Annotated in this window: 26 protein-coding genes, 1 pseudogene and 1 riboswitch; of the genes and pseudogenes, 15 read left to right on the forward strand and 12 right to left on the reverse strand. The window is 37.6% G+C overall.

Features of this window, described 5'->3' with window-relative positions; all coding sequences use genetic code 11:
• Positions 1-21 precede the first annotated feature (21 nt).
• From glnB to mog, 3 genes are read left to right on the forward strand one after another with little or no spacing between them, the layout of a single operon-like run.
• Entirely contained in the window at positions 22-360 is a 339-nt protein-coding gene (glnB, locus tag NYR30_RS02650; protein ID WP_302501799.1) for a nitrogen regulatory protein P-II, read from the forward strand.
• The gene (locus NYR30_RS02655) at positions 360-830 is read left to right on the forward strand and encodes a DMT family transporter (protein WP_302501801.1); all 471 of its coding nucleotides are present in this window, start codon (positions 360-362) and stop codon (positions 828-830) included. The genes glnB and NYR30_RS02655 overlap by 1 nt, the downstream gene beginning before the upstream one ends.
• A 6-nt stretch (positions 831-836) precedes the next feature.
• Positions 837-1,406: a molybdopterin adenylyltransferase gene (gene mog / locus NYR30_RS02660; RefSeq protein ID WP_302501803.1), complete on the forward strand. Its 570-nt coding sequence runs from the start codon at positions 837-839 to the stop codon at positions 1,404-1,406.
• A gap of 58 nt (positions 1,407-1,464) precedes the next feature.
• Here mog and NYR30_RS02665 read toward each other — a convergent pair whose 3' ends face one another.
• The 3 genes from NYR30_RS02665 to argA form a co-directional block, all read right to left on the reverse strand.
• Positions 1,465-2,325: a phosphoribosylaminoimidazolesuccinocarboxamide synthase gene (locus NYR30_RS02665; protein WP_066104931.1), complete on the reverse strand. Its 861-nt coding sequence runs from the start codon at positions 2,323-2,325 to the stop codon at positions 1,465-1,467.
• A 164-nt stretch (positions 2,326-2,489) separates the two neighbouring features.
• The gene (gene queC / locus NYR30_RS02670; RefSeq protein ID WP_302501806.1) at positions 2,490-3,140 is read right to left on the reverse strand and encodes a 7-cyano-7-deazaguanine synthase QueC; all 651 of its coding nucleotides are present in this window, start codon (positions 3,138-3,140) and stop codon (positions 2,490-2,492) included.
• Between the two features lie 3 nt (positions 3,141-3,143).
• A riboswitch (PreQ1 riboswitch) is annotated at positions 3,144-3,188 on the reverse strand.
• Between the two features lie 48 nt (positions 3,189-3,236).
• Positions 3,237-4,565 (reverse strand): amino-acid N-acetyltransferase, encoded by a 1,329-nt coding sequence (argA, locus tag NYR30_RS02675; protein ID WP_302502434.1) that lies wholly within the window; start codon positions 4,563-4,565, stop codon positions 3,237-3,239.
• A 172-nt stretch (positions 4,566-4,737) separates the two neighbouring features.
• Between argA and NYR30_RS02680 the strand changes: the two genes are divergently transcribed.
• Positions 4,738-5,619, forward strand: coding sequence for a VirK/YbjX family protein (locus tag NYR30_RS02680; protein ID WP_302501808.1), 882 nt, complete (start codon positions 4,738-4,740; stop codon positions 5,617-5,619).
• A gap of 135 nt (positions 5,620-5,754) precedes the next feature.
• The gene (locus NYR30_RS02685) at positions 5,755-7,200 is read left to right on the forward strand and encodes an SLC13 family permease (RefSeq protein ID WP_231923832.1); all 1,446 of its coding nucleotides are present in this window, start codon (positions 5,755-5,757) and stop codon (positions 7,198-7,200) included.
• A 45-nt stretch (positions 7,201-7,245) separates the two neighbouring features.
• Here the strand turns inward: NYR30_RS02685 and NYR30_RS02690 are convergent, their stop codons facing one another.
• Positions 7,246-8,172: a LysR family transcriptional regulator gene (locus NYR30_RS02690; RefSeq protein ID WP_302501811.1), complete on the reverse strand. Its 927-nt coding sequence runs from the start codon at positions 8,170-8,172 to the stop codon at positions 7,246-7,248.
• A 97-nt stretch (positions 8,173-8,269) separates the two neighbouring features.
• Here NYR30_RS02690 and NYR30_RS02695 point away from each other — a divergent pair, with 97 nt between their 5' ends.
• Together NYR30_RS02695 and NYR30_RS02700 are read left to right on the forward strand one after the other, a co-directional pair.
• A complete protein-coding gene (locus tag NYR30_RS02695; protein WP_302501812.1) occupies positions 8,270-8,710 on the forward strand; it encodes a DMT family transporter in 441 nt (146 codons plus the stop codon).
• Positions 8,707-9,171, forward strand: a complete 465-nt coding sequence (locus tag NYR30_RS02700) for a DMT family transporter (protein WP_066111604.1) — start codon at positions 8,707-8,709, stop codon at positions 9,169-9,171. Before NYR30_RS02695 ends, NYR30_RS02700 begins: the two co-directional genes overlap by 4 nt.
• 61 nt (positions 9,172-9,232) lie before the next feature.
• Here NYR30_RS02700 and NYR30_RS02705 read toward each other — a convergent pair.
• Together NYR30_RS02705 and NYR30_RS02710 are read right to left on the reverse strand one after the other, a co-directional pair.
• Positions 9,233-10,714: pseudogene (locus tag NYR30_RS02705) on the reverse strand (DASS family sodium-coupled anion symporter).
• 188 nt (positions 10,715-10,902) lie between these two features.
• On the reverse strand, positions 10,903-12,021 hold the full coding sequence (locus tag NYR30_RS02710) for an ROK family transcriptional regulator (protein WP_066104954.1): 1,119 nt from the start codon (positions 12,019-12,021) through the stop codon (positions 10,903-10,905).
• Between the two features lie 203 nt (positions 12,022-12,224).
• Between NYR30_RS02710 and NYR30_RS02715 the strand changes: the two genes are divergently transcribed.
• From NYR30_RS02715 to NYR30_RS02730, 4 genes are read left to right on the forward strand one after another with little or no spacing between them, the layout of a single operon-like run.
• Complete coding sequence (locus NYR30_RS02715; RefSeq protein ID WP_066421629.1) at positions 12,225-13,004, forward strand: SDR family oxidoreductase; 780 nt, start codon at positions 12,225-12,227, stop codon at positions 13,002-13,004.
• Between the two features lie 33 nt (positions 13,005-13,037).
• Entirely contained in the window at positions 13,038-14,561 is a 1,524-nt protein-coding gene (locus tag NYR30_RS02720; protein ID WP_066421630.1) for an FGGY-family carbohydrate kinase, read from the forward strand.
• A 60-nt stretch (positions 14,562-14,621) separates the two neighbouring features.
• Entirely contained in the window at positions 14,622-15,971 is a 1,350-nt protein-coding gene (locus NYR30_RS02725) for a glycoside-pentoside-hexuronide (GPH):cation symporter (protein WP_066421631.1), read from the forward strand.
• Positions 15,972-15,982: 11 nt separating this feature from the next.
• Positions 15,983-16,441: a PTS sugar transporter subunit IIA gene (locus tag NYR30_RS02730; RefSeq protein WP_066104966.1), complete on the forward strand. Its 459-nt coding sequence runs from the start codon at positions 15,983-15,985 to the stop codon at positions 16,439-16,441.
• A gap of 132 nt (positions 16,442-16,573) precedes the next feature.
• Here the strand turns inward: NYR30_RS02730 and NYR30_RS02735 are convergent, their stop codons facing one another.
• The 4 genes from NYR30_RS02735 to nfsA form a co-directional block, all read right to left on the reverse strand.
• Complete coding sequence (locus NYR30_RS02735; protein WP_302500362.1) at positions 16,574-18,004, reverse strand: IS1182 family transposase; 1,431 nt, start codon at positions 18,002-18,004, stop codon at positions 16,574-16,576.
• A gap of 106 nt (positions 18,005-18,110) precedes the next feature.
• Positions 18,111-18,995: a ferritin-like domain-containing protein gene (locus NYR30_RS02740; RefSeq protein WP_156551094.1), complete on the reverse strand. Its 885-nt coding sequence runs from the start codon at positions 18,993-18,995 to the stop codon at positions 18,111-18,113.
• Positions 18,996-19,008: 13 nt separating this feature from the next.
• Positions 19,009-19,932: a RimK family alpha-L-glutamate ligase gene (locus NYR30_RS02745; protein WP_066421634.1), complete on the reverse strand. Its 924-nt coding sequence runs from the start codon at positions 19,930-19,932 to the stop codon at positions 19,009-19,011.
• 1 nt (position 19,933) lies between these two features.
• The gene (nfsA, locus tag NYR30_RS02750) at positions 19,934-20,653 is read right to left on the reverse strand and encodes an oxygen-insensitive NADPH nitroreductase (protein ID WP_302501816.1); all 720 of its coding nucleotides are present in this window, start codon (positions 20,651-20,653) and stop codon (positions 19,934-19,936) included.
• A 152-nt stretch (positions 20,654-20,805) separates the two neighbouring features.
• Here nfsA and NYR30_RS02755 point away from each other — a divergent pair, with 152 nt between their 5' ends.
• Complete coding sequence (locus NYR30_RS02755) at positions 20,806-21,069, forward strand: GrxA family glutaredoxin (RefSeq protein ID WP_065237022.1); 264 nt, start codon at positions 20,806-20,808, stop codon at positions 21,067-21,069.
• A 55-nt stretch (positions 21,070-21,124) separates the two neighbouring features.
• On the opposite strand, the gene NYR30_RS02760 is transcribed toward NYR30_RS02755, so the two are convergent.
• Both NYR30_RS02760 and NYR30_RS02765 read right to left on the reverse strand, forming a co-directional pair.
• Positions 21,125-21,682 (reverse strand): YtfJ family protein, encoded by a 558-nt coding sequence (locus tag NYR30_RS02760; RefSeq protein ID WP_066111623.1) that lies wholly within the window; start codon positions 21,680-21,682, stop codon positions 21,125-21,127.
• A 41-nt stretch (positions 21,683-21,723) separates the two neighbouring features.
• Positions 21,724-22,590: a DMT family transporter gene (locus tag NYR30_RS02765; RefSeq protein ID WP_066111625.1), complete on the reverse strand. Its 867-nt coding sequence runs from the start codon at positions 22,588-22,590 to the stop codon at positions 21,724-21,726.
• A 260-nt stretch (positions 22,591-22,850) separates the two neighbouring features.
• Here NYR30_RS02765 and hflK point away from each other — a divergent pair, with 260 nt between their 5' ends.
• The 3 genes from hflK (at position 22,851) to purA (ending at position 26,412) form a co-directional block, all read left to right on the forward strand.
• The gene (gene hflK, locus NYR30_RS02770; RefSeq protein WP_302501818.1) at positions 22,851-24,077 is read left to right on the forward strand and encodes an FtsH protease activity modulator HflK; all 1,227 of its coding nucleotides are present in this window, start codon (positions 22,851-22,853) and stop codon (positions 24,075-24,077) included.
• Positions 24,078-24,079: 2 nt separating this feature from the next.
• The gene (gene hflC / locus NYR30_RS02775) at positions 24,080-24,973 is read left to right on the forward strand and encodes a protease modulator HflC (RefSeq protein ID WP_302502435.1); all 894 of its coding nucleotides are present in this window, start codon (positions 24,080-24,082) and stop codon (positions 24,971-24,973) included.
• Between the two features lie 143 nt (positions 24,974-25,116).
• Complete coding sequence (gene purA, locus NYR30_RS02780) at positions 25,117-26,412, forward strand: adenylosuccinate synthase (protein WP_302501819.1); 1,296 nt, start codon at positions 25,117-25,119, stop codon at positions 26,410-26,412.
• Positions 26,413-26,481: the final 69 nt, after the last annotated feature.

Here is a 26,481-nt window from a genome sequence, read left to right on the forward strand (position 1 = left end):
CTTTTGCCATAGGAGGCATGTATGAAAAAGATTGAAGCCATTATAAAACCATTTAAATTAGATGATGTGCGTGAAGCTTTATCTGATATTGGTATTACTGGAATGACGGTAAGTGAAGTGAAAGGATTTGGGCGTCAAAAGGGGCATACAGAGCTATATCGTGGTGCAGAATATATGGTGGATTTTCTACCGAAAGTGAAACTTGAAATAGTGGTAACAGACGATCAAGTTGAACAATGTGTAGATGCGATTATTGATACAGCGCAATCAGGAAAAATTGGTGACGGTAAGATCTTTGTTTATGACGTAGAACACGTGATTCGTATCCGTACTGGTGAAGAAAATGAGGATGCAATTTAGTGGGTATTATTTACGTTGTGATTGCATTAGTAGCGGGCGTGGGCTTAGCTACACAAGCCGCTATTAATAGTCAGCTTAGTAAAGTGGTTGCTGGACAACCGCTGATTGCCGCTTTAATTTCATTTGCTACTGGAACATTAGCGCTTTTTATTGTTTGTTTAGTAAAAACCAATTTATGGGAAGGTTTGCAAAATTTGGCTAGCCAGCCATTTTGGAAATTTATTGGCGGACCTTTAGGGGCATTAGTTGTTTTCACGACTATTTTTTTAGCGCCAAAGGTTGGTATTACCAATATGTTATTTTTTATCATTATAGGTCAGTTAGTCGCTGCAATGTTAATTGACCATTTTGGTTTGATTTATATGCCTGTACGAGAAATTACCCTCTGGAAAGTTGGCGGAATGTTGATTGTGATGGTGGGGTTAATTATCTTTTTCTTTGGTGATAAATGGTTTGCAATAAAAGGATAGAAAGAAATGACACAGCTTAAAGTCGGATTAGTATCAATTTCAGATCGTGCTTCACAAGGAATCTATCAAGATAAAGGATTACCTTCGTTACAAGAGTGGTTAGAACAAGCATTGATTGAACCATTTTTAGTAGAAACAAGATTAATTCCTGATGAACAACCTTTGATTGAACAAACCTTAAAAGAGTTAGTTGATGAATGTGGTTGTCATCTAGTGCTTACTACTGGTGGAACTGGGCCGGAAAAACGCGATGTTACACCAGATGCAACATTAGCTGTCGCCGATCGGGAAATGCCGGGATTTGGTGAGCAAATGCGCCAAATCAGTTTGCAATTTGTGCCAACAGCGATTCTATCACGTCAAGTCGGTGTAATTAGAAAAGAGAGTTTGATTTTAAATTTACCGGGACAACCGAAAGCAATCAAAGAAACTCTAGAAGGGTTAAAAGATGAAAATGGTAAAGTGATAGTGAAAGGAATTTTTGCTGCTGTACCTTATTGTCTAGAACTACTTAGTGGGATCTATATTGATACACATAAATCTGTAGTAGATAGTTTTCGCCCGAAGAAGAAGTAGATATAAAAAATGCTTTTTAAACTTTGTTTAAAAAGCATTTCCTTTTTTCAATGCATAATTATTTTGTTAATAAATCAAACGCTTCCTGATATTTAGCCACAGTTTGTTCAATAATCTCTTGTGGCACTCTTGGTGCTGGTGGTTGTTTATTCCAGCCACTGTTTTCTAACCAGTTACGAATAAATTGTTTATCGAATGAAGGTGGATTGGTGCCTTCTTTATAAGTATCAATTGACCAGAAACGGCTTGAGTCAGGGGTTAAGACTTCATCCATTAATGTTAAGGTTCCATTTTCATCTAAACCAAATTCGAATTTAGTATCACAGATAATAATACCTTTACTCAAAGCGTATTCTGCTGCAGTAGTATAAAGCTCAATTGCTTTCTGTTTGACTTGTGCAGCTAATTCAGCGCCGATTAATTTCTCACATTCGGCATAACTGATATTAATATCGTGATTACCAATTTCTTCTTTGCTTGATGGTGTGAAAATCGGTTCAGGTAATTTGCTAGCATCCACTAAACCTTTTGGTAATTCAATACCGCACACAGATCCTGTTTGTTGATAATCTTTTAAGCCACTACCAGTCAAATAGCCGCGCACGATAGATTCAATTTTAATTGGTGTTAAACGTTTACAGACAACAGCACGTTTTTCAATTGCTTTTGCTTCAGCCTCTGGTAATACGTCATACACAGTATCGCCAGTAAAGTGATTTGGCATAATATGTGCTAATTTTTTAAACCAGAAATTGGAAATTTGGGTGAGGATCTCTCCTTTACGAGGGATAGGATCATCAAGAATGACATCGAATGCCGAAAGACGATCAGAAGCGACCATTAACATTCTTTTATCATCAATTTCATAAAGATCACGTACTTTACCAGAATAAATTTTTTTTAGGCTAATAGTTTGCATAACGATACCTGTATTAAAAAGAAAACCGATGCGAATTATACTCCGTTTCATCTTAAGTTTCACGCAAACGATTGCTTATTTTATGGCTTATTCAAGTGTTGCCAGTTTATCTGTCGGTAAACTGAACAACACGAAGTATTGAGTTTGTGCGCTGATGCGATTAATTATTTGCTGGCAAGATATTCTTTTAGCCCTTTTTCTCGCAGTAAACAGCTAGGGCATTGATGACAGCCACCTTCGACACCTTCATAACAAGTATGTGTATGTTGAATGACGTAATCGAGTTTTCCTAATTGATCTGCCAAAGCCCAAGTTTCTTTTTTAGTGAGCCACATCAATGGTGTGATCAGGTTAAAGTGGTAATCCATAGCTAGATTAAGCGTAACATTCATTGATTTAATGAAAATATCGCGACAATCTGGATAGCCGCTAAAATCGGTTTCGCATACGCCTGTAATGATGTCACTAATACCTTGTCCTTTGGCATAAATGGCGGCATAGAGGAGAAAGAGCGCATTACGACCATCAACAAAAGTGTTGGGTAATTCACCTTTTTGCTGTTCAATTGTTTGTTGACTATCTAACAACGCGTTGTGGGTTATGGATGTAATAACCGAGGTATCTATAATGGTTTGTTTAACGCCAAGATCATTAGCAATCCATTGTGCCTTTTCTAGTTCGATACTGTGGCGTTGTCCATATTTGAATGTAATGGCTTCGACGTTGCCATTACCATAGGTTTGTAATGCTTGTAATAAACAGGTAGTAGAATCTTGACCGCCAGAAAAAATGACGACCGCTTTTTTGTTTTGCATAAGATGTTCCTAGTTTTTTAACGTGGGAGGTTTGCGAACCACGACAATCAAAGGGCGTCATTCTAGCGAAATTTTTCTGAAACGCAATAAAAGATGTCAATTTTCCTGTTGCAAATCTTGAATCAAAATTTTGGAACGGCGTTGGTAATTATATTTTTCCCGTTTCTCTTTTGGTAAATCTTCAACATTAGTAATTTTAAATCCACGTTCTTGGAACCAATGTACTGTACGGGTTGTAAGCACGAATAATTTTTCGATACCTAATGCAATTGCCCGTTTTTGGATATGGGTTAATAAAATATCGCCACGAGAAGAGTTACGATAATCAGGATGCACAGCAACGCACGCCATTTCTGCCATTTTTTCATCAAAATAAGGATTTAAAGCGGCGCAGGCGATCATTACGCCATCGCGATCGATCACTGTGTAATGATCAATTTCCATTTCTAATTGTTCACGAGAACGTTTCACTAAAATGCCTTGCTGTTCCAAAGGTTGGATTAAAGCGAGGAGATTTGGAATATCTTTAATGGTTGCAATTCTGACAATTTCAGAGCTTTCTAATGAAACCTGTGTACCGATACCATCGCGAGAGAATAATTCTTGTAGTAGAGCGCCATCTTCTAAATAACTTAATAAATGTGCACGTTTAACGCCATTACGACAAGCTTCTAATGCAGTTTGTAAGAATCTTGCTTCTGAACTATGGTAGAGATTATTGGCGATAAATTGTTGTAAATGATGTTCTGCTGAAAGTAAGGTGAGATCTGGCATAACTTGTTGATTTTCATCGAGAATACCCTGTTGCTCACAAAAACCGATCACCTTTTCCGCTTTTAATTTAATGGCAATTTGTGCCGCTAATTCCTCAAAAGCAAGATTAAAATTCTCACCAGTCACAGAAACACCAATCGGCCCAATCACTACAATTGCATTGTGTTCCAATTGTTGTTTAATCCCTTCGCTATCTATTTTGCGCACTTTACCACTCAATTGATAATCCACACCCTCGTCAACACCGATTGGTTGTGCAATGACAAAATTACCACTGACAACATTAGGTACGCTGCCATGAGCAATATTATTCATTCTTAAGGATAAACGTGCCGTAATATCAAGTTGTAAACTGCCAACTACTTGTTTGACGAGTTTTAAAGTTTCTGCATCGGTAACACGAATATTTTTGTGGTAACGTTCTTCAATATTGGCTAAATGTAGCGCATCGTTAATTTGTTTACGCGCGCCAAAAACGATAACTAATTTGATACCTAAACTATGTAATAAGCTGATGTCGTCGATGATATTAATAAAATTAGGGCTGGCAGTGGTATTTCCGTCTAACATAATGACAAAGGTTTTGCCTCTGTGTGCGGTAACGTAAGGGGTTGATTGACGGAACCATTGCACGAGTTCAGTGCTGCGAATCATAAAACTTCCTATTTTTTGAATAATTATGTAATAAAAGTGATTTTATATGCAAAAAGGAGTTGCTTTGCAAGATAATTCTACGATTTAGCAAAAAAATCCAACCAGAAAATTTACTCTTGAGATTTAGTTACATAGAATAACGCCACTCAAACTCAGAATGAAGAAGAATATGTCAGAACAACAATTATTTAGTCATTTTCCTACAGTGCGTGAGATGTATCCATGGGGACAAGAACGGCGTGTATTAAAGCAAATTCGTCATATATTGCGTTATTTCGGACGACGTTTAATTAGTTATCAAGCAGGCAATACTTTTATTCAATTTTTGAATCAACACCCTGTTTGGCTGCCAATGTTCCAGCAACATAAACACCGCTTTCATACTATTTTATTTCACTATTGTGATAAACGTTTTTCACCGAATCAACGCGCCAAACAATTACAACATACTTTGGTAATGTTGGAAAAATTATTAGGTTTGGAAAAGTGTGCGACATTAGTTGCTTCAGAAACGATAGCATTAGCTGATCTAGGTAATGGTTTACGTTTACATCTCAATATTAATCCTATTGATCCGTATGAAGGATTATTTTCGATCAATATCCAAGATGATACGACACAACGTTATTATGATGCTTCATTTGCGATTATTGAGGGAAATCGGCTGCTGATTGCGAGTATTCAAGGTCCAAAAGGGGAACAGGCTGCGGAAATTGTAAAAAGTTTGACCAAGCAATTACATGGTATGCGACCAATGTTTATGATGGTGGAATGTTTTAAATGGCTAGCTCAGCATTGGCAGTTGCAATTAGTCGGGATTCCACACCGATATCAAACCAAAATTCGTTTACATGGTAGTAAAAAAATTTATATGAACTATGATGAATTTTGGCAAGAAAATAAAGCGGTTTATCAAGACAATTATTGGCAATTACCTTTGCAGGTTGAGCAACGTCCACTTGAAGAAATTCAAAGCAAAAAACGTTCAATGTATCGTAAGCGTTATGAATTGTTTGCCCAGATTGAACAAGGTATCAAAACTAAGATCTAACTGTTTCATAAACATAACAATTTTGTTAAAAAAGACGCTTTTTTCATCATCAAATCTGTGATGTGAAGCAGGGATAAAGCAAGTAATTTTTTCTATAATTAATGACGGTTGTTGATAGATGAAAAGAGGGTGTTTATGTCTGATTCTATTTATACGTCGTTGAAAAAGCTTGTGAAGCATCCAATAGCGGAAGCGCGCCATAGTAAAATTGCTTTATTCCTATTTTCATTAGCCTTTGGTTGGATAATGAAAGATCTGTTGAGCGATCCAGCTTTTACCGATACACAAAATTACGTCTTGTTCCTCATTTTTTTCTCCATTTCATTATGGGTTACCGAAGCCATCCCACCTTTTTCAGTAGGTATATTGATCATTGGTTTTCTAGTATTAATTATGGGGCGTAGTGATGCAGAAAATGCGATGCAATATTTGCAGACGTGGTCTGATAGTGTTATTTGGTTGTTTTTAGGCGGTTTTTTCCTTGCTGAAGCAATGAAGAAAACAGAATTAGACATTTTGTTATTGAAAAGAATGCTGCCTAAATTTGGTCAAAACCCACAAAATATTTTACTCGGCTTGATGGTGCTTACTGCGGTGATGTCAATGTTGATGAGTAATACGGCGACTACGGCAATGATGATTGCAACAGTCAGCCCTCTCTTTGTTACTTTAGATAAAAAAGCGAATTTCTCACGTGCATTATTGTTAGGTATTCCAGCAGCTGCTTCTATTGGCGGTATGGCAACAATTATCGGTTCTGCACCGAATGCGATTGCTGTTGGGGCATTAGAAAATATTGGTTACCATATTTCGTTTTTAGAATGGATGTTAATGGGAACACCAGTTGCCGCTATTTTGATTTTTATCTTCTGGCGAGTATTGTTAAAGCGTTATCGGATTAATTCTGATGAGCATCTTGAATTTGATTTCTTAAAAAATGCTGGTACAGAAGTCGATCCTCAACTTGAACAAGAACATCGTACGCAAAAATGGATTGTATTGGTGATTTTGACGGTTACTTTATTTTTCTGGCTAACAGCAAAATTGTTCGGTATTCCTATTGCGGCAGCGTCAGGAATTCCAATCGTAGGTTTAACTATGTTAGGCGTGATTGATTCTGATGATGTACGTAAATTGCCTTGGGACACTTTGATGTTAGTTGCTGGTGGTTTAGCGTTAGGATTGGCAATTGAAGAGCAACAGATTGCGAGCCATTTTGTTAATCAATTAAGTCATGTTCATATTAGTTTTATGCAGCTACTGATTTTGTTTGCTTTTATTACGGTTATTTTATCCAACTTTATGAGTAATACGGCAGCAACGACCATTCTTATTCCGGTTGGGCTATCTTTGCTTAAGGTCTTTTCCGGCGATGTGTCGCCAGCAATTTTGCCACTAGTTATTGGATTAAGCGCCTCTTGTGCGTTATTCCTACCAGTATCAACACCACCGAATGCTATTGCGTTTAGTACAGGCTTAATTCGTCAATCTGAGTTCCGTTTGGGCGGTATTGTGATTGGTGTGTTAGGGCCGATTCTTAGTATTATTTGTGTAAGTTTGGTGATGATGTTTTTTGGTTAAAGGCATAAATGGAACAAAGATCTAGCAAAACTAGATCTTTGTTTATTAGATTTGCCAATAAATATTCTCAAAAGTATGACGAAAGTAATTTAAAACGGTACGTATATTAAGAGAATGATGTTTTGTATCTGGGTATAGCATTGCAATAGTGCGAGGTTCTGTATGGATCGCCGTTTCAAAATCAGCGAGAACTCGAACAATCTCTCCTTTTTTAAGACCTTCGTAAACAGACCAATCTGGTAATAAACACAAACCGAGTCCTTCAGTACAAGCTGTATATACAGTTTCACCATTATTAGTGGTCAATATGGCGGGAACATTATATTGTTGCCATTTATTCTGTTGTTTAATTAACCAACGATTCATACCTAAATTGCTTTTATATATGATGCAACGATGCTGCATTAAATCTTCTGGAGTTGTTGGAATACCAAATTTTTCTAAATATTGTGGAGCAGCAACAATATAGTGTTTTTGTGTCGCAATAATATGAGCGTGTAATCTACTATCATTTAGCAAGCCAATACGAAAAATAATATCGGTAGGATCGGTATGCAGATCAATATAATCATCGGTTAAAGTTAGGATAACCTGTAACTTAGGATATTTATCAGCTAAAGCAGGTAAGTGCGGTGCAATATGCCGTCTGCCAAATACAACAGGCGTATTTAAACGGATAATGCCTATTGGTTCTTGTTGCCTTTCATGTAGTTTGTTTTGTGCTGAAGTAAATTGTTCCAGCATCATTTTTACATCATCTGCAAAGATTAAACCTGTATCTGTCGCGGTAACGGCGCGAGTATTTCGATAAAAGAGTTGCTGTCCTAATTGATCTTCTAATTGCTGTATTGAACGGGAAACAACCGAAGTAGCTACATTTTCTTGACGAGCAACTTCAGAGAAACTTTGTACTTCACAAACACGAATAAAAAAATACAAGGTACGAAAATCGATAGTGGGTAAATTATTCATTTGATCTTTTTTAGCAATAGTCTTTTGTTGATTATATTATTTTTTGCAAATTATAAAATTATTATAATCCGCTCTCAATTTTTAATAGGAGAAAATAATGCAAATTTTATTAATTCTATTTGTAGTTATAGGCGGAGCTGGATTATCAGTAGAAGCTGGACTATTAGGGCCGTTAGGGCACCAAGTTGGCCATTTATGGGCAACATTTAGTATTTTTGGGGTTGGTGCAGCATTAACTTTTTTATTAATGTTATGGTTTTCCCCAAGAAAATCTCCTTCAATTTTTAAACAACCAGGATGGCAATTAATCGGCGGTTTATTGGGGGTAGGGTATGTAGTAATTCTAACTGTGGCGACACCAGTAATTGGAATTGCGATGACGATGATAGGAATTCTTGCAGGACAAGTATCTAAGAGTTTGCTTATCGATCATTATGGGCTATTTGGAACTGAACAACGAGTGATTAATAAAGAAAGAGTGATTGCATTAGGTTTTATTATAGTCGCATTAATTTTTGTCGCGAGAGAATATATATGATTATTTTAATGGTAATTTTTTCTATTATTGGTGGCGCTTTATTGAGTATCCAGTCAGCAATCAATGGGCAGCTAGGAGCAAAAGTTGGTGTTTTTAAGAGTGCATTTTTAACATTTTCGATTGGTGCATTGCTGACTGCATTATTAATTTTCTTTTTTGAAAAGCCTCAGCAAATAACACTGCTTGATGTACCAAAATGGCAATTGATGGGAGCTCTATTAGGTGTACCGTATATTGTTATTATGGTAATTGCGGTACAACGTATTGGTACTGGCGTAGCGACTGTAGCAGTAATTTTTGGCCAGTTATTAATGAGTATGCTAATTGATAATTTTGGTTGGTTTTATAATGAAGCGATACCTTTCTCGATGAATCGATTTATTGCGATTATTTGCTTAGGTATTGCTCTCTACTTTATTTATAGTAGTGGCAAAACTGCAAAGATTCAGCGAATCAAATAAAAATATAAACCTCAAAGGAAGGCCTTTGAGGTTTATCTATTAATGTGTCAGTGTAATTTATTTACCACCAACCAAGTAGTTTCATCCATAAACCACCGACAACAAACCAGATAATCAATGATGCAATTGAGATGATGAAACTTACACCCCACCATTGACCTGTGGTGTTATATCCGGAACCAAATAATGCAGGGCCGGGACCGCCAGCGTATTGAGTTAAACTCATTGATAAAGTTGAAGTGTAACCTAATCCAATAGCGGCAATCATTGGTGGTGTACCAACAGCAATTGCGGCAGCTAAGAATGCTAAATACATTGCAGAAATATGCGCCATTGCGGAAGCGAAGAAGTAACGTGTATAGAAATAAACAAGAACTAAAATGCTAAAGGCAATTGGCCAGCTGAAAGTACCGATTGATGATGAGATATGGCCAGAAATCCAAGAGATAGCACCATATTTGTTTAACGCATTCGCCATCATTACTAATACCGCAAACCAGAACATTGTGTCCCAAACAGTTGTTTCTGACACAATATTTTTCCAAGTCACAATATTAGAGGCTAAGAGGATCACTAAACCGATAAAAGCAGAGGTTGTGGCATTGATACCAAAAGCGAGATCACCGACTGTCCAAAGTAATAACAATAAGATGAAGTCTAACGCTAAAATCCATTCTGCTTTACTCATTGGTCCCATACGTTGTAATTCTTCGCGCGCCATTTCTGCCATTTTTGGCGTATGTTTTAGTTCTGGCGGATAAACCAAATAGACTAAATAAGGTAAAACAATAAGGCTAACAATACCCGGTACGATAGCGCCTAAGAACCAAGTAGTTCAGGAAATAGTTACTCCTTGACTTGCTGCTAATTCTGCAACTAATGGGTTACCAGCCATAGCAGTTAAGAACATAGTACACACAATAGTATCAATTTGTGATACTACGATCGCCAAGAATGCACCTGCACGACGAGCAGTTGGACCAGGTTTAGAGTCGTAAGCATCTGCAATAGATTGCATGATTGGGTACATAATACCGCCACCACGAGCAGAAGCAGATGGAATTCCCGGCGCAATAATGGTATCAGCTAACGCGATTGCATAAGCAACGCCCATTATACGATGACCAAAACGTGATACGAAGAATAGTGCGATACGATTACCTAATCCTGTTTTAATTACGGCACGAGAGAGAAACATCGCAATCCCAATCAGCCAGATAGTCGCATTAGAGAAACCAGATAACATACCAACATCGGCATTGCTGGCTTTAATTGGGGTAAGTCCAGTTAGACCACTGATGACCAATGCAATCAATGTTGCTGCACCCATTGACATTGCTTTAGCAATAATGGCAACAATGGTGGCTACAAACAACGCTAACATTCCCCAAGCACGATTACTTAAACCTTCAGGGGTTGGTATTAGCCAAATAATTAACCCAACAACAATGGCAATAATTAAGCCTTTGAGTTGAAATCCTAGTTTTACTTCAACACCATTTGGTGTTGAAGGTGATGTGGGTGCGACTTTTGCGCTGCACATTAAATTACTCCTTAGTTTATTTTTTTAACAAAACGAGAAGAATTATAGTGAAAAGTGTGATGAAGATCACAAAAAATAACAAAAAATTGATATCGATCATATTTTGATCGAAATCCGAATGGAGCGTAGGAGAACGGAAGTCAAAAATACCTAGAAATCGTTCGATTTCTAGGTATGGCTAAGGAAAATTAATTATTTAAAAAATCAATAATAAATGGCAATGCAGCCCCTACTGCACTAGGATATTGCCGTTGTGAGGCGATACGAATGAAATCTCCTTCAATTGGAAAAGTCGCTTTTTGTCTAATTTTTTGTTGCAAAAGTGACAAATCTTGTTGCTCTAAGTAGAGAGCAATTTCACCACCTAAAATAATATCTCGTTCTAAAAGTAAATAAACAGCATTTAGCCCTAAGGCGAGATTCTGCAAAAAAGTTTCCCAACGTTGTAATACCTGTGGATCTTGTTTTCTGAGTAAGTCGAAAAATTGTTGAATGGTTTCATCAGGTAATAACAATGCGGAAAGTGAGCAGTAAGTTTCTAAGCAACCTGTTTGTCCACAATAGCATTGATGGCCATTTGGATGAATTTGTAAATGTTCTAATGCGCCAGAATAGCCTTGTTTACCTAGATCGATTTGATTATTCAAAATAATCGCACCACCAAGATGTTCACTGATAGACACATAAATAGCGTTATCAATTTTTTTTGATGAGTGCAATTCAGCAAGCGCAGCACATTTAACATCATGCAACAATTTAAGTGGATAAGAGAAATAAGGTTGGATATTGTCGAGATTTAATGCATCACAAGAGAGCAACTTACCATAAATAATAGCATGGCCTTGTTTATCAGTAATCCCTTGGATCGAAAAACCAATGCCTAGAATTTGTGATTTTTGATAATGCAGCTGTTCAATAAATTGATTCACTATTTGGCATAAGTTTTGTACGTAATTCAAATTGTCTTTATAAGCCAATTTTGTAGAACTATGTGTAATCGTATTACCTTGTAAATTGACCGCTAAACAGCGTATTTTGCGTTGCTGGATTTCAACACCAATACTGATAAAAGCATCTTCAACTAAATGATAAGCGATAGCAGGGCGTCCGCCTTGCGATTGGCATAAACCGTTTTCTTTGATTTTTCCTTCTTGTTCCAACAACGTAATGTTATTCGTTACTGTAGGTAAGCTTAAGCCGAGTAATTTTACGATTTGTGGCTTTGAAAGAGGGCCATGCTGAAAAAATAATTGGTAAATATTGCGATAATTATTTTGTTTGATATCTAGCACATCCTCATTACTCATTTTTTCCTCTCTTTTGCAACTTTATCGCTGTTTTATTTCATTCATCTTGTGAGCTATCTCACAAATCTATAAAAAAGTCCTACTTTTTTAAAGTCATTTTAACAAAGTCAATTGCAAAAAGAAAATAAAAGCATTAACTTAAAGTCACTTATTTAAAGTTATTTTAATAAAGTTGATTTATATAACATAGTAAGGAGTTTCTTATGTCTATTTTAGAAAAAATGAAATTAACTGGTAAAACTGCATTTGTTACTGGCGGAGCAAGAGGAATTGGTAAAAGTGTTGCTACTGCATTTGCGCAAGCAGGAGCAAATGTCGTAATTGCAGATTTTGATATTGCTGAAGCGGAAAAAACTGCTACAGAAATAGCGACAACAGAACAAGTAAAATCGATTGCCGTAAAAACTGATGTTACAGATCCGGCTAGCGTGAATCATTTAATTGAAGTGATTAAACAAGAATTTGGACGCTTAGATATTGCTTTCTGTAATGCAGGCATTTGTTTAAATGTTCCGGCAGAGGAAATGACATATGAACAATGGGCAAAAGTGATCAATGTGAATTTGACCGGTGTGTTCTTAACTGCACAAGCTGCAGGTAAATTAATGATTGAACAAGGTACTGGCGGTTCAATTATCAATACTGCTTCTATGTCTGCACATATTGTGAATGTACCGCAACCACAATGTGCTTATAACGCATCAAAAGCCGGCGTTATTCAATTAACAAAATCACTTGCCATTGAATGGGCACAACATAATGTACGAGTGAATAGTTTAAGTCCGGGGTATATCGGTACTGAATTAACACTCAATTCTAAAGATTTACAACCGCTAATTAAAACTTGGAATGAAATGGCACCAATGCATCGTTTAGGCAAACCTGAGGAATTGCAATCAATTTGTGTCTATCTTGCAGGTGATACTAGTTCATTTACCACTGGTGCAGATTTTATTGTGGATGGCGCATTTACTTGCTTCTAGTGGATAACAGTAATACTGAGGGAGAAAGCAACAATGATGTATTTATTAGGTACAGATATAGGCACATCAGGCACAAAAACTATTTTAATGGATGTGGCAGGTAATTTAATTGCACAAGATTTACAAGAATATGGCGTATTAACACCAAAACCATTATGGGCGGAACAGTGGGCAGATGTGTGGTTAGAAGCGAGTAAAAACTCAATTAAAAATACGATTAAAAAAGCCAATATTGATGTAAACCAGATTAAGGGAATTGCCATCAGTGGGTTGTATGGTGGTTCAGGTATTCCACTTGATAAGGAGATGCAACAAGTTCGTCCTTGTATGATCTGGATGGATCGCCGAGCAGATAAAGAAACAGAATGGGTAAAACAACATATTGATTTAGCTAAATTGCAACGGATTACCTTTAATGGCGTCGATCCTTATTATGGCTATACCAAAATGTTATGGTTGAAAAATAATGAACCTGAGAATTGGGAAAAGACAGCACTGTTTTTACCACCGAATAGCTACGTTATTTATAAGCTGACAAATGAAATAGCTATTGATTACTCTTCAGCCGGTAATATTGGCGGAATTTTCGATATGAATCAGCGTGTCTGGTCGGAAGAGATGATGGCAGAACTTGGTATTCCACTAGATAAAATGCCGAAAAAAATTGTGGAATCGACCGATATTGTTGGTTATTTGACAGCTGAGATCGCTGATGAATTAGGTTTGCCGGTTGATTTACCAGTGATCGCTGGTGGTATTGACTGTGGTGCTGCAAGTATTGGGTTAGGTATTTTTGAACCGAATATTTTTTCTGCAACGGTTGGAACTTCAATGTGTTGTGCGCTGATTTCAGAAAAGCCAGCACAAAATCAAGATCTTATCATTTGGCCATATTTATATGATGCAAAACGCTTAAATTATTATTTTGCAGGCGCTAATACCGCTGGCGCGATAATTAAATGGTTTAAAGAGACATTGTGTCAATGGGAAGAAGAGTTTGCGAAAGCACATCAACGTAATGTTTATGATGTGTTGAATGAACAAGCGAAAGATATTCCTGCTGGCAGCCAAGGTTTGCTGGTATTGCCTTATTTTATGGGAGAGCGTAGTCCAATTTGGGATTCTCATGCAAAAGGTACTATTGTTGGCCTATCTTTAACACATACCAAAGCTCATCTATTTAGAGCCTTTATGGAAGCAGTGGCTTATTCGTTTAGACAAGCAATGGAAGCTACTGGCGACTATCAAGGTGAACATATCATTATTGCCGGTGGCGCAACTAAATCTAAATTATGGCGACAAATTTTTGCCGATGTGACTGGCTATCCTGTTCTTTGTCCACGAAATGATGCAGAAGCAAATTTAGGCGATGTGATTTTAGCTGGTGTGGGTACAGGTGTTTTGACTTTCTCTGATGTAAAAAAATGGCAAGTTTTCGATGAGAAGGTGATGCCAAATCCGCAAGCACATGAAATATATAACCAATATTACGAGTTATATAAATCTATATATCAAAACTTAAAAACAGATATGGCGAAACTATCCACGCTTGTTTAGTAAGCGGAGAGCTAGTTTTGTGTAATGAATACTCACAGCGAGAGAGCGTAAGGAGTTTGTATGAAAAATAATGTTTGGCTAAAACGTATCGGTTATGGAATGGGAGATTTTGGCTGTAATCTTGTATTCGGAACCATGGCCTCTTATTTAATGTTTTTCTATACAGATGTTTTTGGTATAGAAGCCGCCGTAGTGGGCACAATGCTTTTGTCCACTCGTTTATTAGATGCACTGACAGATGTATTAATGGGATTAGTTGTAGATAGAACTAATACTCGATGGGGGCAAGGACGTCCTTATTTCATTATTGGTGCAATTCCGTTTGCGATCTTTACTGCATTGACGTTTTATGTGCCTGATTTTGGTACTGCTGGGAAGATCGCTTGGGCGTATATGACTTATATTATGCTCTCTTTAGCTTATACCGTTGTAAATATTCCATTAAATACTATTGTGCCAAGATTAACTTCAGATATTCATGAACGTAATGTTTTAGTGTCAAGTCGTATGGTTTGTGCATTATTAGGTACAGCAGTGGTGATGGGAATTACTTCACCATTAGTCGAATTTTTCGGGCAAGGGGATTATAAACAGGGCTATTTTATTACGATGACACTTTATGGTGTGTTAGCAATGTTTATTTTTGGATTTACCTTTTCGCAAACTAAAGAAGTTGTGCCATCAACTGTTGTGCGTACGAATAATAGTGTCTTAGATGATTTTAAAGGCATTACTAGTCAAACTTGGATTTTAGTATTTGTTAATTTCCTCTATTTTGCTTTGTATGTAGTACGTAACACATCAGTAATCTATTACTTTACTTACAATTTGCAACGCACTGATTGGTTAATTTTTGTTGGTTTCTTCGGCATTTTATCTGGATTACCGGTGTTGTTAATTTTGCCAAGATTGCAAAAACTATTCCCGCAAAGAAAGTTAATTATCATCTTTTCATTAGTTTATATTGTGGGTGATCTTCTCTGTTATGTCGGCAGTAATTCACCGGTGATGTTGGTGCTTAGTTTAGCTATTACTGGTTTAGGAATGTACGGTATTTTTGGCGTAACCTTTGCGATTCAACCTGATGTTATTGATTATTCTGAATATGAAAAGAATCGTAGCATTTCTGGGATGATAGCTGCTTTGCAAGGTTTCTTTGTGAAATTTGGTATGGGTGTCGCGGGCGCTTTAATTGGTTGGATTTTAAAAGCTGGTGGTTATCAACCAAATGCAGAACAAAGTGCATCAGCACTATTTAGTATTGAGCTCTGCTTTATTTGGATTCCATTAGTAATTTGTGTCGGTGTAATTGGCTGTATGTATTTTTATAAATTAGATGGTATTCGTGCAGAAATGAGCCGCGTGTTAGATTTACGTAGAAAACAAATTGCCTATGCAGAACAAAGTTAGGAGATAGCATTATGACAGAAAAGTTTATTGTTCCGTTTTCAGGTGAATTGTTATCACTTGAACAAGTGCCAGATGTACATTTTTCGCAAAAACAACTAGGTGAAGGATTTGCCATTAAACTTACTGGTGAGCAGGTGATTAGTCCTTTTGACGGTGTTGTGATAGCCGCTTTTCCAACTGGACACGCTTTTATTATTCGTCGTAAAGATGGCTTAGAGGTATTAATTCATTTAGGACTAAATTCAGCAAATAAGCCGGAAGCTTTTCAAATGAAAGTGGAAAAGTATCAGAAGGTTAAACAGGGTGATGTTTTGGTGCAAGTGGATAAAACGCTATTAGCTATCCGCAGTGATGAAGACTTAATTTCACCAATTGTGTTTAGTAATCCAAATATAAAGGTACAATTACACAAACAAAATCAAAATGTTGTGCTTGGTGATGAGCAGGCGATAACTTTTGCGATTAACTAAAATAATTTAGATAACAGAAGGCGTAATTAGTAGTAATTACGCCTCAGACCGCTGACAAACCCACCTTTCCAAAGTCATTTGATAAAAGTGGGTTTGTTTTTTTACTTTGTCGCTTTTCTCTTGCTTTTCCTTTCAGATAATTGGGCAAGTGGTCATTTTCGCTGATTTTTTTACCCATGCCTCAAACAAGCAAAATTGGCGCCATAAATAAGACAAAATAGCCCATACCACCAGGGCAATTTTCTTGATATTTTGTGCCATTGCCGCAAGGAAGCATTGCATTTGCACTTTGGATAGCCCTCTATAACGGGCATAGCGATGTCCATGATGTTGTTTTGCATCCGCAAAGCTGCGCTCTACGGTTTCTGCTCGACGTTTATAGAGTTTTCTGCCCTGCCTCGATATTCTCACTGCATTGGCGTTGTCCACAGCATCTTGGTAAATATGCCTGGTGATGAGGCGTTCGGCTTTTTGGTTTTGGGTACACTGTGAACGTAGTGGGCAAGTTTGGCAATAGGTCGGGTTGGATTTGTAAGTGTGATAACCTTCTCGGGTGGTGGTGCTATAGCGGAGCGATTGCCCTGCGGGGCAAGTGTAGCTGTCAGTTTCGACATCATAGCGGAACGCACTTTTTCGTAAGCGGTTCTTGCCTTTGGTGGGACGACGATAGCCAAATACACCAATAATGCCTCGTCGGGCAAGACTCTCGGCAACAGGGGCGGTAAAATAGCCTGCATCAAGCCCGACCGCTTTGGGCTTGAACCGAAAGCGTTCTGTGGTGGCATCAAGACGAGCAATATAGGGTTGGCTGTCATTGACATTCCCTGCCGTCGCAAAGGTATCTACAATAATCCCGTATTTACCATCGACTGTGCGGTGGTCGAGATAGAAGAAGCCTTTGGGCTTGTTATCTCGGTGCATATACCCACTTTCAGGGTCGGTATTGCTCACGTTGGTGTCTTTGACTTCGACGGCTTTCTCACTCGCCTTTAACGGCTTTTTTCCTTTTGCTTCCCTCTCTTTTGCCACATCTTCGTTGAGCATAGCGATATATTGGCTCACTCGAACTGCTCGCTTTTCATTATGCTTTTTGTTTTTATTGGCACTGGCTTTCAAGTGGGTGCTGTCAGTAAACAGATATTTACCTCCCACCAAGCCTTTTTCCATCGCTTGCCAAACAATGTGGGTAAAAATACGCTCAAATACATCCGTACCATTAAAACGGCGAAGACGGTTTTGGCTTAAGGTACTAGCATCTATCACTTTTTCCGTGAGGCTCATCCCCAAAAACCAACGGTAAGCGACGTTGACTTCAATCTCTTTCACCAACTGGCGTTCGCTTTTAATACCGAAAAGATAGCCGAGTAACATTATCTTGAACAAACGAACTGGGTCAACTGCGGGGCGACCGTTGTCATGGCAATAGAGATGCGCCACTTCATCACGAATGAATTCAAAATCGATAGCTTTAGCGACTTTACGGACAAGGTGGTCTTTCGGTACGAGTTGTTCGAGACTTATCATCTCGATTTCATATTGGGGTGAGGCAGTATTTTTGAGCATAGGCATTTCCTTTTTTCGATATGCCTATTAGATCAAACCTCTAGAGGTATGTCTAGAGGTTTGTCAGCAGTCTGAGGCGTAATTAGTAGTAATTACGCCTTGTTTGTTACTGTTGATTCAATGCTACTTTCTGTCTTTCCGCCTTTAACGAATCCTCAATTTCTTTAATCCAATCAAGTTCAAATTGCGTGAAACCTGCTTGTAAGCGTGCATCAGTATTTACCACACCTTTAAAGATTACGATACGGTATTGGCGTAATAGATCAGAGAAACTGGTTAGAGGATCAAGATTGCGTTTGGCAGAGAGTGCGTGATACCAATGGTTACCGATAGCAACGTGACCAATTTCATCATTAAGAATAATGTTAAGAATTTCCACTGCACGAAAATCTTTACGTTGTGCCATTTTTTCTCTTAATGGTGGTGTAGCATCTAAGCCGCGAGCCTCTAATACACGCGGAACTAATGCCATTCGCTGCCAAATATCATGAGCAGTGGCTTGTGCCATTTCCCATAAACCAGTGTGTGCCTCAAAATCACCATATTGATAGCCAAGCGTTTGTAGATGTTGATTAACTAGACTAAAGTGATAGGTTTCTTCGTGTGCTACACGAAGCCAATCTTTAACAAATGCAATTCCTTCACCTAATTGTTGTTGGGCAGCTAAACCAAAACGCCAAGCAGCATCTAAACCGAGATTAATCGCATTAAATTCGATATGGGCGATAGCGTGCAAAGTAGCAGCATATCCTTCCGGAGTAACGAATGAACGTTTTGGTACATCTTGTGGTGCAACTAAAACAGGCTTGTCAGGAATGCCAACAAGCTCATTTTGTGGTGTCACTATTGGGTAATTTTCTTCTTGATTAAGTAAATCCCACTGCCAATCGGTCGCCATAAGTTGATTGACTAATTGGCATTTTTTATCAGGATTTTTTTCTGCTAAAGCATTCGTAACAGCTAGCCAAAACTGCGCTGCTGCATCATTCATCATAACTATTCCTTTAAGTATTATTTGCTAAGTGTGTATGCTTATCGGCAATTTTGCGTTCTAAGTAGGCGATCATTTGTAAGGCAATGTCTAATTTGCTGATTTTTTCGATTAACTCTAAACCTGGGCTGGCATTGACTTCGAGAATCATTGGGCCTTGTTTAGTACGAATAATATCGACACCGGCAACGTCCAGACCAATAAGTTGTGTTGCTTTAATCGCTAATTCACGTTCTTCATTAGTTAATTCTGCAGGGATTGCACTACCACCACGATGAAAATTAGCGCGAAACTCACCAAGCTTTCCTTGTCGCTCCATTGCGCTAACCACACGCTGACCAATGACAAAACAACGTAAATCATCGCCTTTAGCTTCACTAATAAATTGTTGTGCTAATACAGGGATATTGGCGTGTTTCAAGGTTTCTAATACACTGATCGTGCTATTATTTTCAGGCATTAACATCACTCCAATACCTTGTGAACCAGCAAGCGTTTTGAGGATTGCTGGTGCACCGATATTATCGGCAATCGCAGTCGCATTCACTTCACAACCACCAAAACTGGTAGTAGGTACCGGTAAATGGTGTTGATGCAATACTTGCAAACTTTGCCATTTGTCACGAGCTAAAGCAAAAGCATCTGCCTGATTGAGGATTGGAATATTACGCTGTTCAAAATAACGTAATACTCGGCAGCCCATTTCAGTACTAGCAGTACCAAAACGGGGAATAATGCCGTCGTAGTGTGGTAGCTCTTGATAGAAAGGTTCATTCGCCGCTTGGTAATAGAGTTTTGGTTGCGAATGATAGACTAACTGTAAAATACAACGGTTAGGATCGAGAATATCAATTTGATGGCCGCTTTCAATCGCTGCTTCTTGTAAACGCACGCAACTGTATAAGCGTGGTTCACGACATAACATTAATAATCTCATGTTATTTCTTCACAAAGCCTTGTTTTTGTAAATAGCTTAATACTGCAGGACGCACAGGTTTATTAAGCGCCTTCGCAACATTTTTACTCCAATTATTATCAATATTGCTGCGAGCTTGATAATAATCGGCAGTCACTTGATCAAATTGCGCTAATTTATCCTGGTCAAGGGGTTGATAGTGATTTTCAAAGAACATTAGTTCAGCAGGTAAACGTGGTTTTAGCGGTGGATTTTGATTTGGATAACCTAAGCACATACCGACAATAGGCAAAGTATGTTTTGGTAATTGGAGTAACTCACCAACTTTTTCCATTTCATTACGTAAAGAACCGATGTAAACACCGCCTAATCCTAATAATTCTGCGCTAGCTAATACATTTTGTGCCATAATACCGGTATCAACGGCACCAATCAGTAATACTTCTGCCCAGTCTAATTGTGCTTCCGGACAAATTTCAGCGTGTTTCGCAAAATCAACACAAAAGACCCAAAATTCAGGCGCAGTATAGACATACTCTTGATTAGAGCAGTATTGCATCAGCTGTTGGCGCATTGCTTTATCGGTAACACGAATAATAGATACACATTGTAAGTGATTAGAAGAGGATGCCATTCTTGCGGATTGCAGCAGCTGCTGGCGAGTTTCGTTATCGATTTCTTTATCTAAAAATTTACGAATAGAGCGGTGAGAATGTAGTATCTCTAAGGCTTCTGTTGACATAGTAAATACCTCGAATGAATGTAATAACTTGCGGATGTCATTTTGCGGATTGATATAATATACCAATCGTTATAATGCTTAAAATAGTTTTCCATCTATTATTGAGATTGAGTAGAATAGCTACGTTTTCATTGATAAATAAGGAGTCAATTATGTATACAGTTATTTTTGGTCGCCCTGGCTGCCCATATTGTGCAAGAGCAAAAGAATTAGCGGAAAAATTAAAAAATACCGTTGAAGATTTTGATTATCGTTATGTAGATATCATTGCAGAAGGGATTTCTAAAGCAGATCTTTCTAAATCAGTTGGTAAAACTGTTGAAACCGTACCACAAATTTTCATTGATGAAAAACCAATCGGCGGTTGCACTGATTTTGAAGCATTAATGAAAGAAAAATTTGGCGTAGTTGCTTAATTTTTTTATCAGAGTTAAAAACGGAAAGCGCAGATGCCTTTCCGTTTTTTTATAGCTATTGTTGAATTAATTTTGAAACTAAATCAACGACTTGTTTATTTTCTGCGTCAGACAGTTTTCCTTCTTTAGCAAATTGCACTTTGCCTTGTTTATCTAATACCAAAATTAACGAATTTTCTGGTTGTAATTGCCAAGCATTTTTGACTTTACCATTTTCATCAACGATAACGGATGTATAAGGAAACTCTTTTTTCCCTTTTTCTGTTTTACTTTTCGCCATACTACTCATTCCTAAGGTGGCATCAGCGACATTGACAATTGTGGTAGTTTGATATTTGTCGTGTGGAAAGTGGGCGGCTTTAATTTTATCCATTAGTGGATCATTCATTGATTTAACAGAAATGCGTCCAGCCATATGTTGTACAACACGTACCTTGCCCGCCAATGTATTACTGTTCCAGGCTTGATATTGCACTTTATCACCATTTAAGATGATTTCTCCACTTTGGACATTATTAACAGCGATTGGCGCTTGTCCAACTGTTAAATTATGTGCCATTGCTGAAAATGGAAATACTAAGCTCAGCATAAAAAGGTGTCGTACTCGTTTCATTCTAAATCCTTGTTGAAAAGTGATAGGTTAATAAACTGAAATTAAGTTGCTGGTTGCTGTTTTTTTACGGAATAGAGGATAAACACAAAGGTCACACCTAATACTAATGTTATTCCGATACCAATCTTCCAAGTAATTTGTTCATGTAAAAACAGAATGGCGAACAGAATACCAAAAATCGGTTCTAGCGCCGAAATAACCCCTGAAATATTGGCAGAAACATAAGGTAATCCGTTATTCCATAATTTTGGTGCCAGCCAACTACAAGCAATTCCTAAATATAACAATGCCATTGTATCGATGAATGAAGGTGAAAAATGCCATTGTTGATTGAGTAATAACGTAAATGGAATACAAAAAATCATACCAAACATAATGGTCACTGCGGTATAACTACGTGGAGGGATCTCCTTCATAACTTCTTGTGCCCAACGAACGGTGAAAGCAAAAGTAACCGTAGAAGCTAAAATTAAAAAACAACCCCACACATCAATTTGGCTATTTGGATCATCATCGCTGACTACTAAAGCAATACCAATAAAAGCTAATAAACCGAGAATATATTCAAATTTGCTCGCTTTTTCTTTAAAAAACAGATGACCAACAAAAACCATAATTAATGGTTGTAAACCTAACATAGTGACTGCGCTAGAGGCGGAAGTATATTTTAAACCAATAAATTGCAATAAAAAGACAAGCGGATAATTAAGAAAAGCAAGAATTGCTAGACTTTTATATAAATGATGCGGAATTTTACGAAAAAAGCGCACAAAAGTAGGCAAAACAATTAGCGCTGCAATACTGAAACGAAATTGCACTAAGATGACGGGATCAAATGAATTGTAAGCTAATTTGCCTACGGGGAGAGAACTCCCCCAGATTGCAATTGCAATAAAAAGCGGAAGCATCTATTACGCCTATGCAGATAAAACAGAATGGGCATTATAAGACTGAAAATAAAAATGCCGCAACCCTATTTATTGTTGGTATCTGTTGTAGGAAATCTGTTAGACTTATGAAGCAAGTTTATTTACACTGAATGCTTGTCGAAAAATTGTATTTTTGTGGCATTTTTTTGCTTTTTTATGCTGAAGTGCGCAAAAGTATGATAAATTACATTTGTTTATCAATATTATTTCATTATCTTTACCTTTAAATGGAGAAAAATATGTCGTGGAATGATTCAGGACAGGATCCTTGGTCAAAGCCTGGTAGTTCGGATCGAAAAAATGGAAAAGAGAACAATTCATCTGGACAGAATCAACAACCCAATCAAAATCAAAACAATGACAACCCACCTGATTTATTAGAAGAATTGACAAAGTTTTTCAATAAACTTAGCCAAGGCGGCGGACAAGGTAGTAAAGGTTCAGCCAACACGACAAATTCAGCAAAAGGTTTTGGAAAGTTAGTGATTTTTGCTGCGATTGCGGCAGTGATCATTTGGATTGCCAGTGGTTTTTACACCATCAAGGAAGCGGAACGTGGCGTGGTATTGCGTTTCGGTAAATTAGAAAAAATTGTGCAACCAGGTTTAAATTGGAAACCAACTTTTATTGATACCGTTTTACCAGTGAATGTGGAAAGAATTAGTGAGTTAAAAACGCAAGGTTCTATGCTGACACAAGATGAAAATATGGTGACAGTAGAAATGACGGTACAATACCGTATTCAAGATCCTGCTAATTATTTATTCCATGTTGTTGATCCACAAGATAGTTTAAGCCAAGCAACGGACAGTGCCTTACGTTATGTGATTGGACATATGTCAATGGATGATATTTTAACCACAGGACGTTCGGTTGTGCGTGAACGTACGTGGAAATCCTTAAATGAAATTATTAAACCTTACAATATGGGTTTAGAAATTTTAGATGTGAACTTCCAATCTGCGCGCCCACCAGAAGAAGTTAAAGATGCCTTTGATGATGCAATTAAAGCGCAAGAAGATGAACAACGTTTGATTCGTGAAGCAGAAGCTTATGCGAGAGAACGTGAACCAATTGCACGTGGTAATGCTCAACAAATTATTGAACAAGCAACGGCATATAAAGAACAAATTGTGCTAGATGCGAAAGGGGAAACAGAACGTTTTACTAAATTAATCCCTGAATTTAAGGCGAATCCACAATTATTAAAAGAGCGTCTTTATCTAGAATCAATGGAAAAAGTAATGGCGAAAACGCCGAAAGTTTTATTGGATAACAACGGTAATAACTTAACTGTTTTACCATTAGAACAGTTGATGAAGAAAGGTAAAACAACTTCATCTGAAATCTCTACCAGCAACAATGGTAATGAAGCACCTAAGAACACATTAGATATGCCAAAAGTGCCAAATAATACTCAAGTAAAAGAGCCAACAATTGATGCTGATCGTCAAGGGAGATTTTAATGATGCGTAAGTTTTTAATGCCAGTTATTGTTATCGTCGCAATAATTTTATATACCAGTATTATTGTTGTGCCTGAAGGTGCAAGAAGTATTATGTTGCGTTTTGGTAAGGTGCAACGTGATGCAGATAACAAAGTTGTTGTTTATAATCCGGGATTACATTTTAAAATTCCTGTAATTGATGGAATTAAAATTTTAAATGCTCGTATTCAAACTTTAGATGGACAAGCTGATCGTTTTGTTACTGTTGAGAAAAAAGACTTATTAGTTGATTCTTATGTAAAATGGCGTATTGCTGATTTTGGTAAGTTCTTTACTTCAACAGGTGGTGGTGATTATTTGCGTGCAGATAGCCTATTAAGACGTAAAGTCAACGATCGCCTCCGTTCAGAGATTGGTTCAAGAACAATTAAAGATATTGTATCTGGTACACGTGGTGAATTAATGTTAGATGCAAGAAAAGCATTAAATACGGGAACAGACAGTACCGCAGAATTAGGTATTGAAGTGATTGATGTACGTATTAAACAAATCAATCTACCAGAAGAAGTTTCATTATCTATTTATCAACGTATGAGTGCAGAACGTGATGCAGTAGCGCGTGAACACCGCTCACAAGGTCGCGAAAAAGCTGCTTTTATTCAAGCTGATGTTGATCGTAAAGTGACAGTGATTTTGGCAAATGCGAATAAAAAAGCACAAGAATTACGTGGTGAAGGTGATGCGGTCGCGGCAAAAATTTATGCTGACGGTTTTGGACAAGCGCCAGAATTCTATAATTTTATTCGTAGCTTAAAAGCTTATGAGAAGAGTTTTGCGCAATCTGACAACTTAATGATTGTGAAACCTGATAGCGAATTCTTCAAATTTATGCAGCGTCCAACAGAACAAAAGTAATGTAAAAGCCTCGAATAGAGGCTTTTCTTATGTATGATCAAGGAACTATAGATTAGATTTGTAGTTTTAAATAAGCGGTAGTAAAGTATCGCGTTGGAATGACCTTTTTTTAAACTAAATAGAGAGAACCTAAAGGTAAAATTATGGGAAAAAGTGTAGCAGTCCTTGGCGCTCAGTGGGGCGATGAAGGTAAAGGTAAAATTGTTGACTTATTAACTGATCGTGTGAAATATGTAGTTCGCTATCAAGGCGGACACAATGCAGGTCACACTTTAATTATTAATGGTGAAAAGACCGTATTACGCCTTATTCCATCAGGTATTTTGCGTGATAATGTTACTTGTATGATTGGTAACGGTGTAGTGTTATCACCATCAGCGTTAATGCAAGAAATGGGTGAATTAGAAGCACGTGGCGTTGAAGTGCGCAGCCGTCTTTTGATCTCTGAAGCTTGTCCATTAATTTTACCTTATCACGTAGCAATGGATCATGCGCGTGAAGCTGCATTAGGTAAGAAAGCGATCGGTACTACAGGTCGTGGTATTGGTCCTGCGTATGAAGATAAAGTAGCTCGTCGTGGCTTACGTGTTGGCGACTTATTCAATATGCCAATGTTTGCAGAGAAGCTAAAAAATATTCTTGATTATTATAATTTCCAATTAGTGCATTATTACAAAGTAGAACCTGTTGATTACGATAAAACATTAGCTGACATTACTGCAGTTGCAGATGTGATCAAATCCATGGTGGCAGATGTTACTACGATTCTGCATCAAGCAAGAGCACGTGGCGATAATATCCTATTTGAAGGTGCGCAAGGTACAATGTTGGATATTGACCATGGTACGTATCCTTATGTAACCAGTTCTAATACTACTGCAGGTGGTGTAGCGACAGGTTCTGGTTTCGGTCCACGTAATCTTGATTATGTACTTGGTATTATTAAAGCTTACTGTACTCGTGTTGGTGGTGGTCCATTCACTACTGAATTATTTGACGATGTTGGCGCAGAAATTGCTCGTAAAGGTAATGAGTTTGGTGCGGTAACTGGTCGTCCACGTCGTTGTGGTTGGTTTGATGCGGTTGCAGTACGTCGTGCGATTCAACTTAACTCAATTTCTGGTTTCTGTATGACGAAATTGGATGTTTTAGATGGTTTCAAAGAGATCAAAATTTGTGTGGCATACAAAATGCCAAATGGTGAAATCATCGAATATGCACCATTAGCAGCAGAAAAATGGGAAGGAGTAGAACCAATCTATGAAACTCTACCGGGTTGGTCAGAAAATACCTTTGGTGTTACTGATCTTGCTCAATTACCAGAAAATGCACGTAAATATATTAAACGTATTGAAGAAGTCACTGGTGTACCAGTAGCAATTCTTTCAACTGGTCCGGATCGTGTACAAACTATGATCTTACAAGATCCATTTGCCTAAATAATTTATCGCTGATAGATGGCTATTCCTATGATGGAATAGCCATCTTTTTTATCTGATTATCTGAAT

The organism is Gallibacterium salpingitidis, from assembly GCF_030517105.1.
In the GTDB taxonomy this organism is placed as follows: Bacteria; Pseudomonadota; Gammaproteobacteria; order Enterobacterales; family Pasteurellaceae; genus Gallibacterium; species Gallibacterium salpingitidis.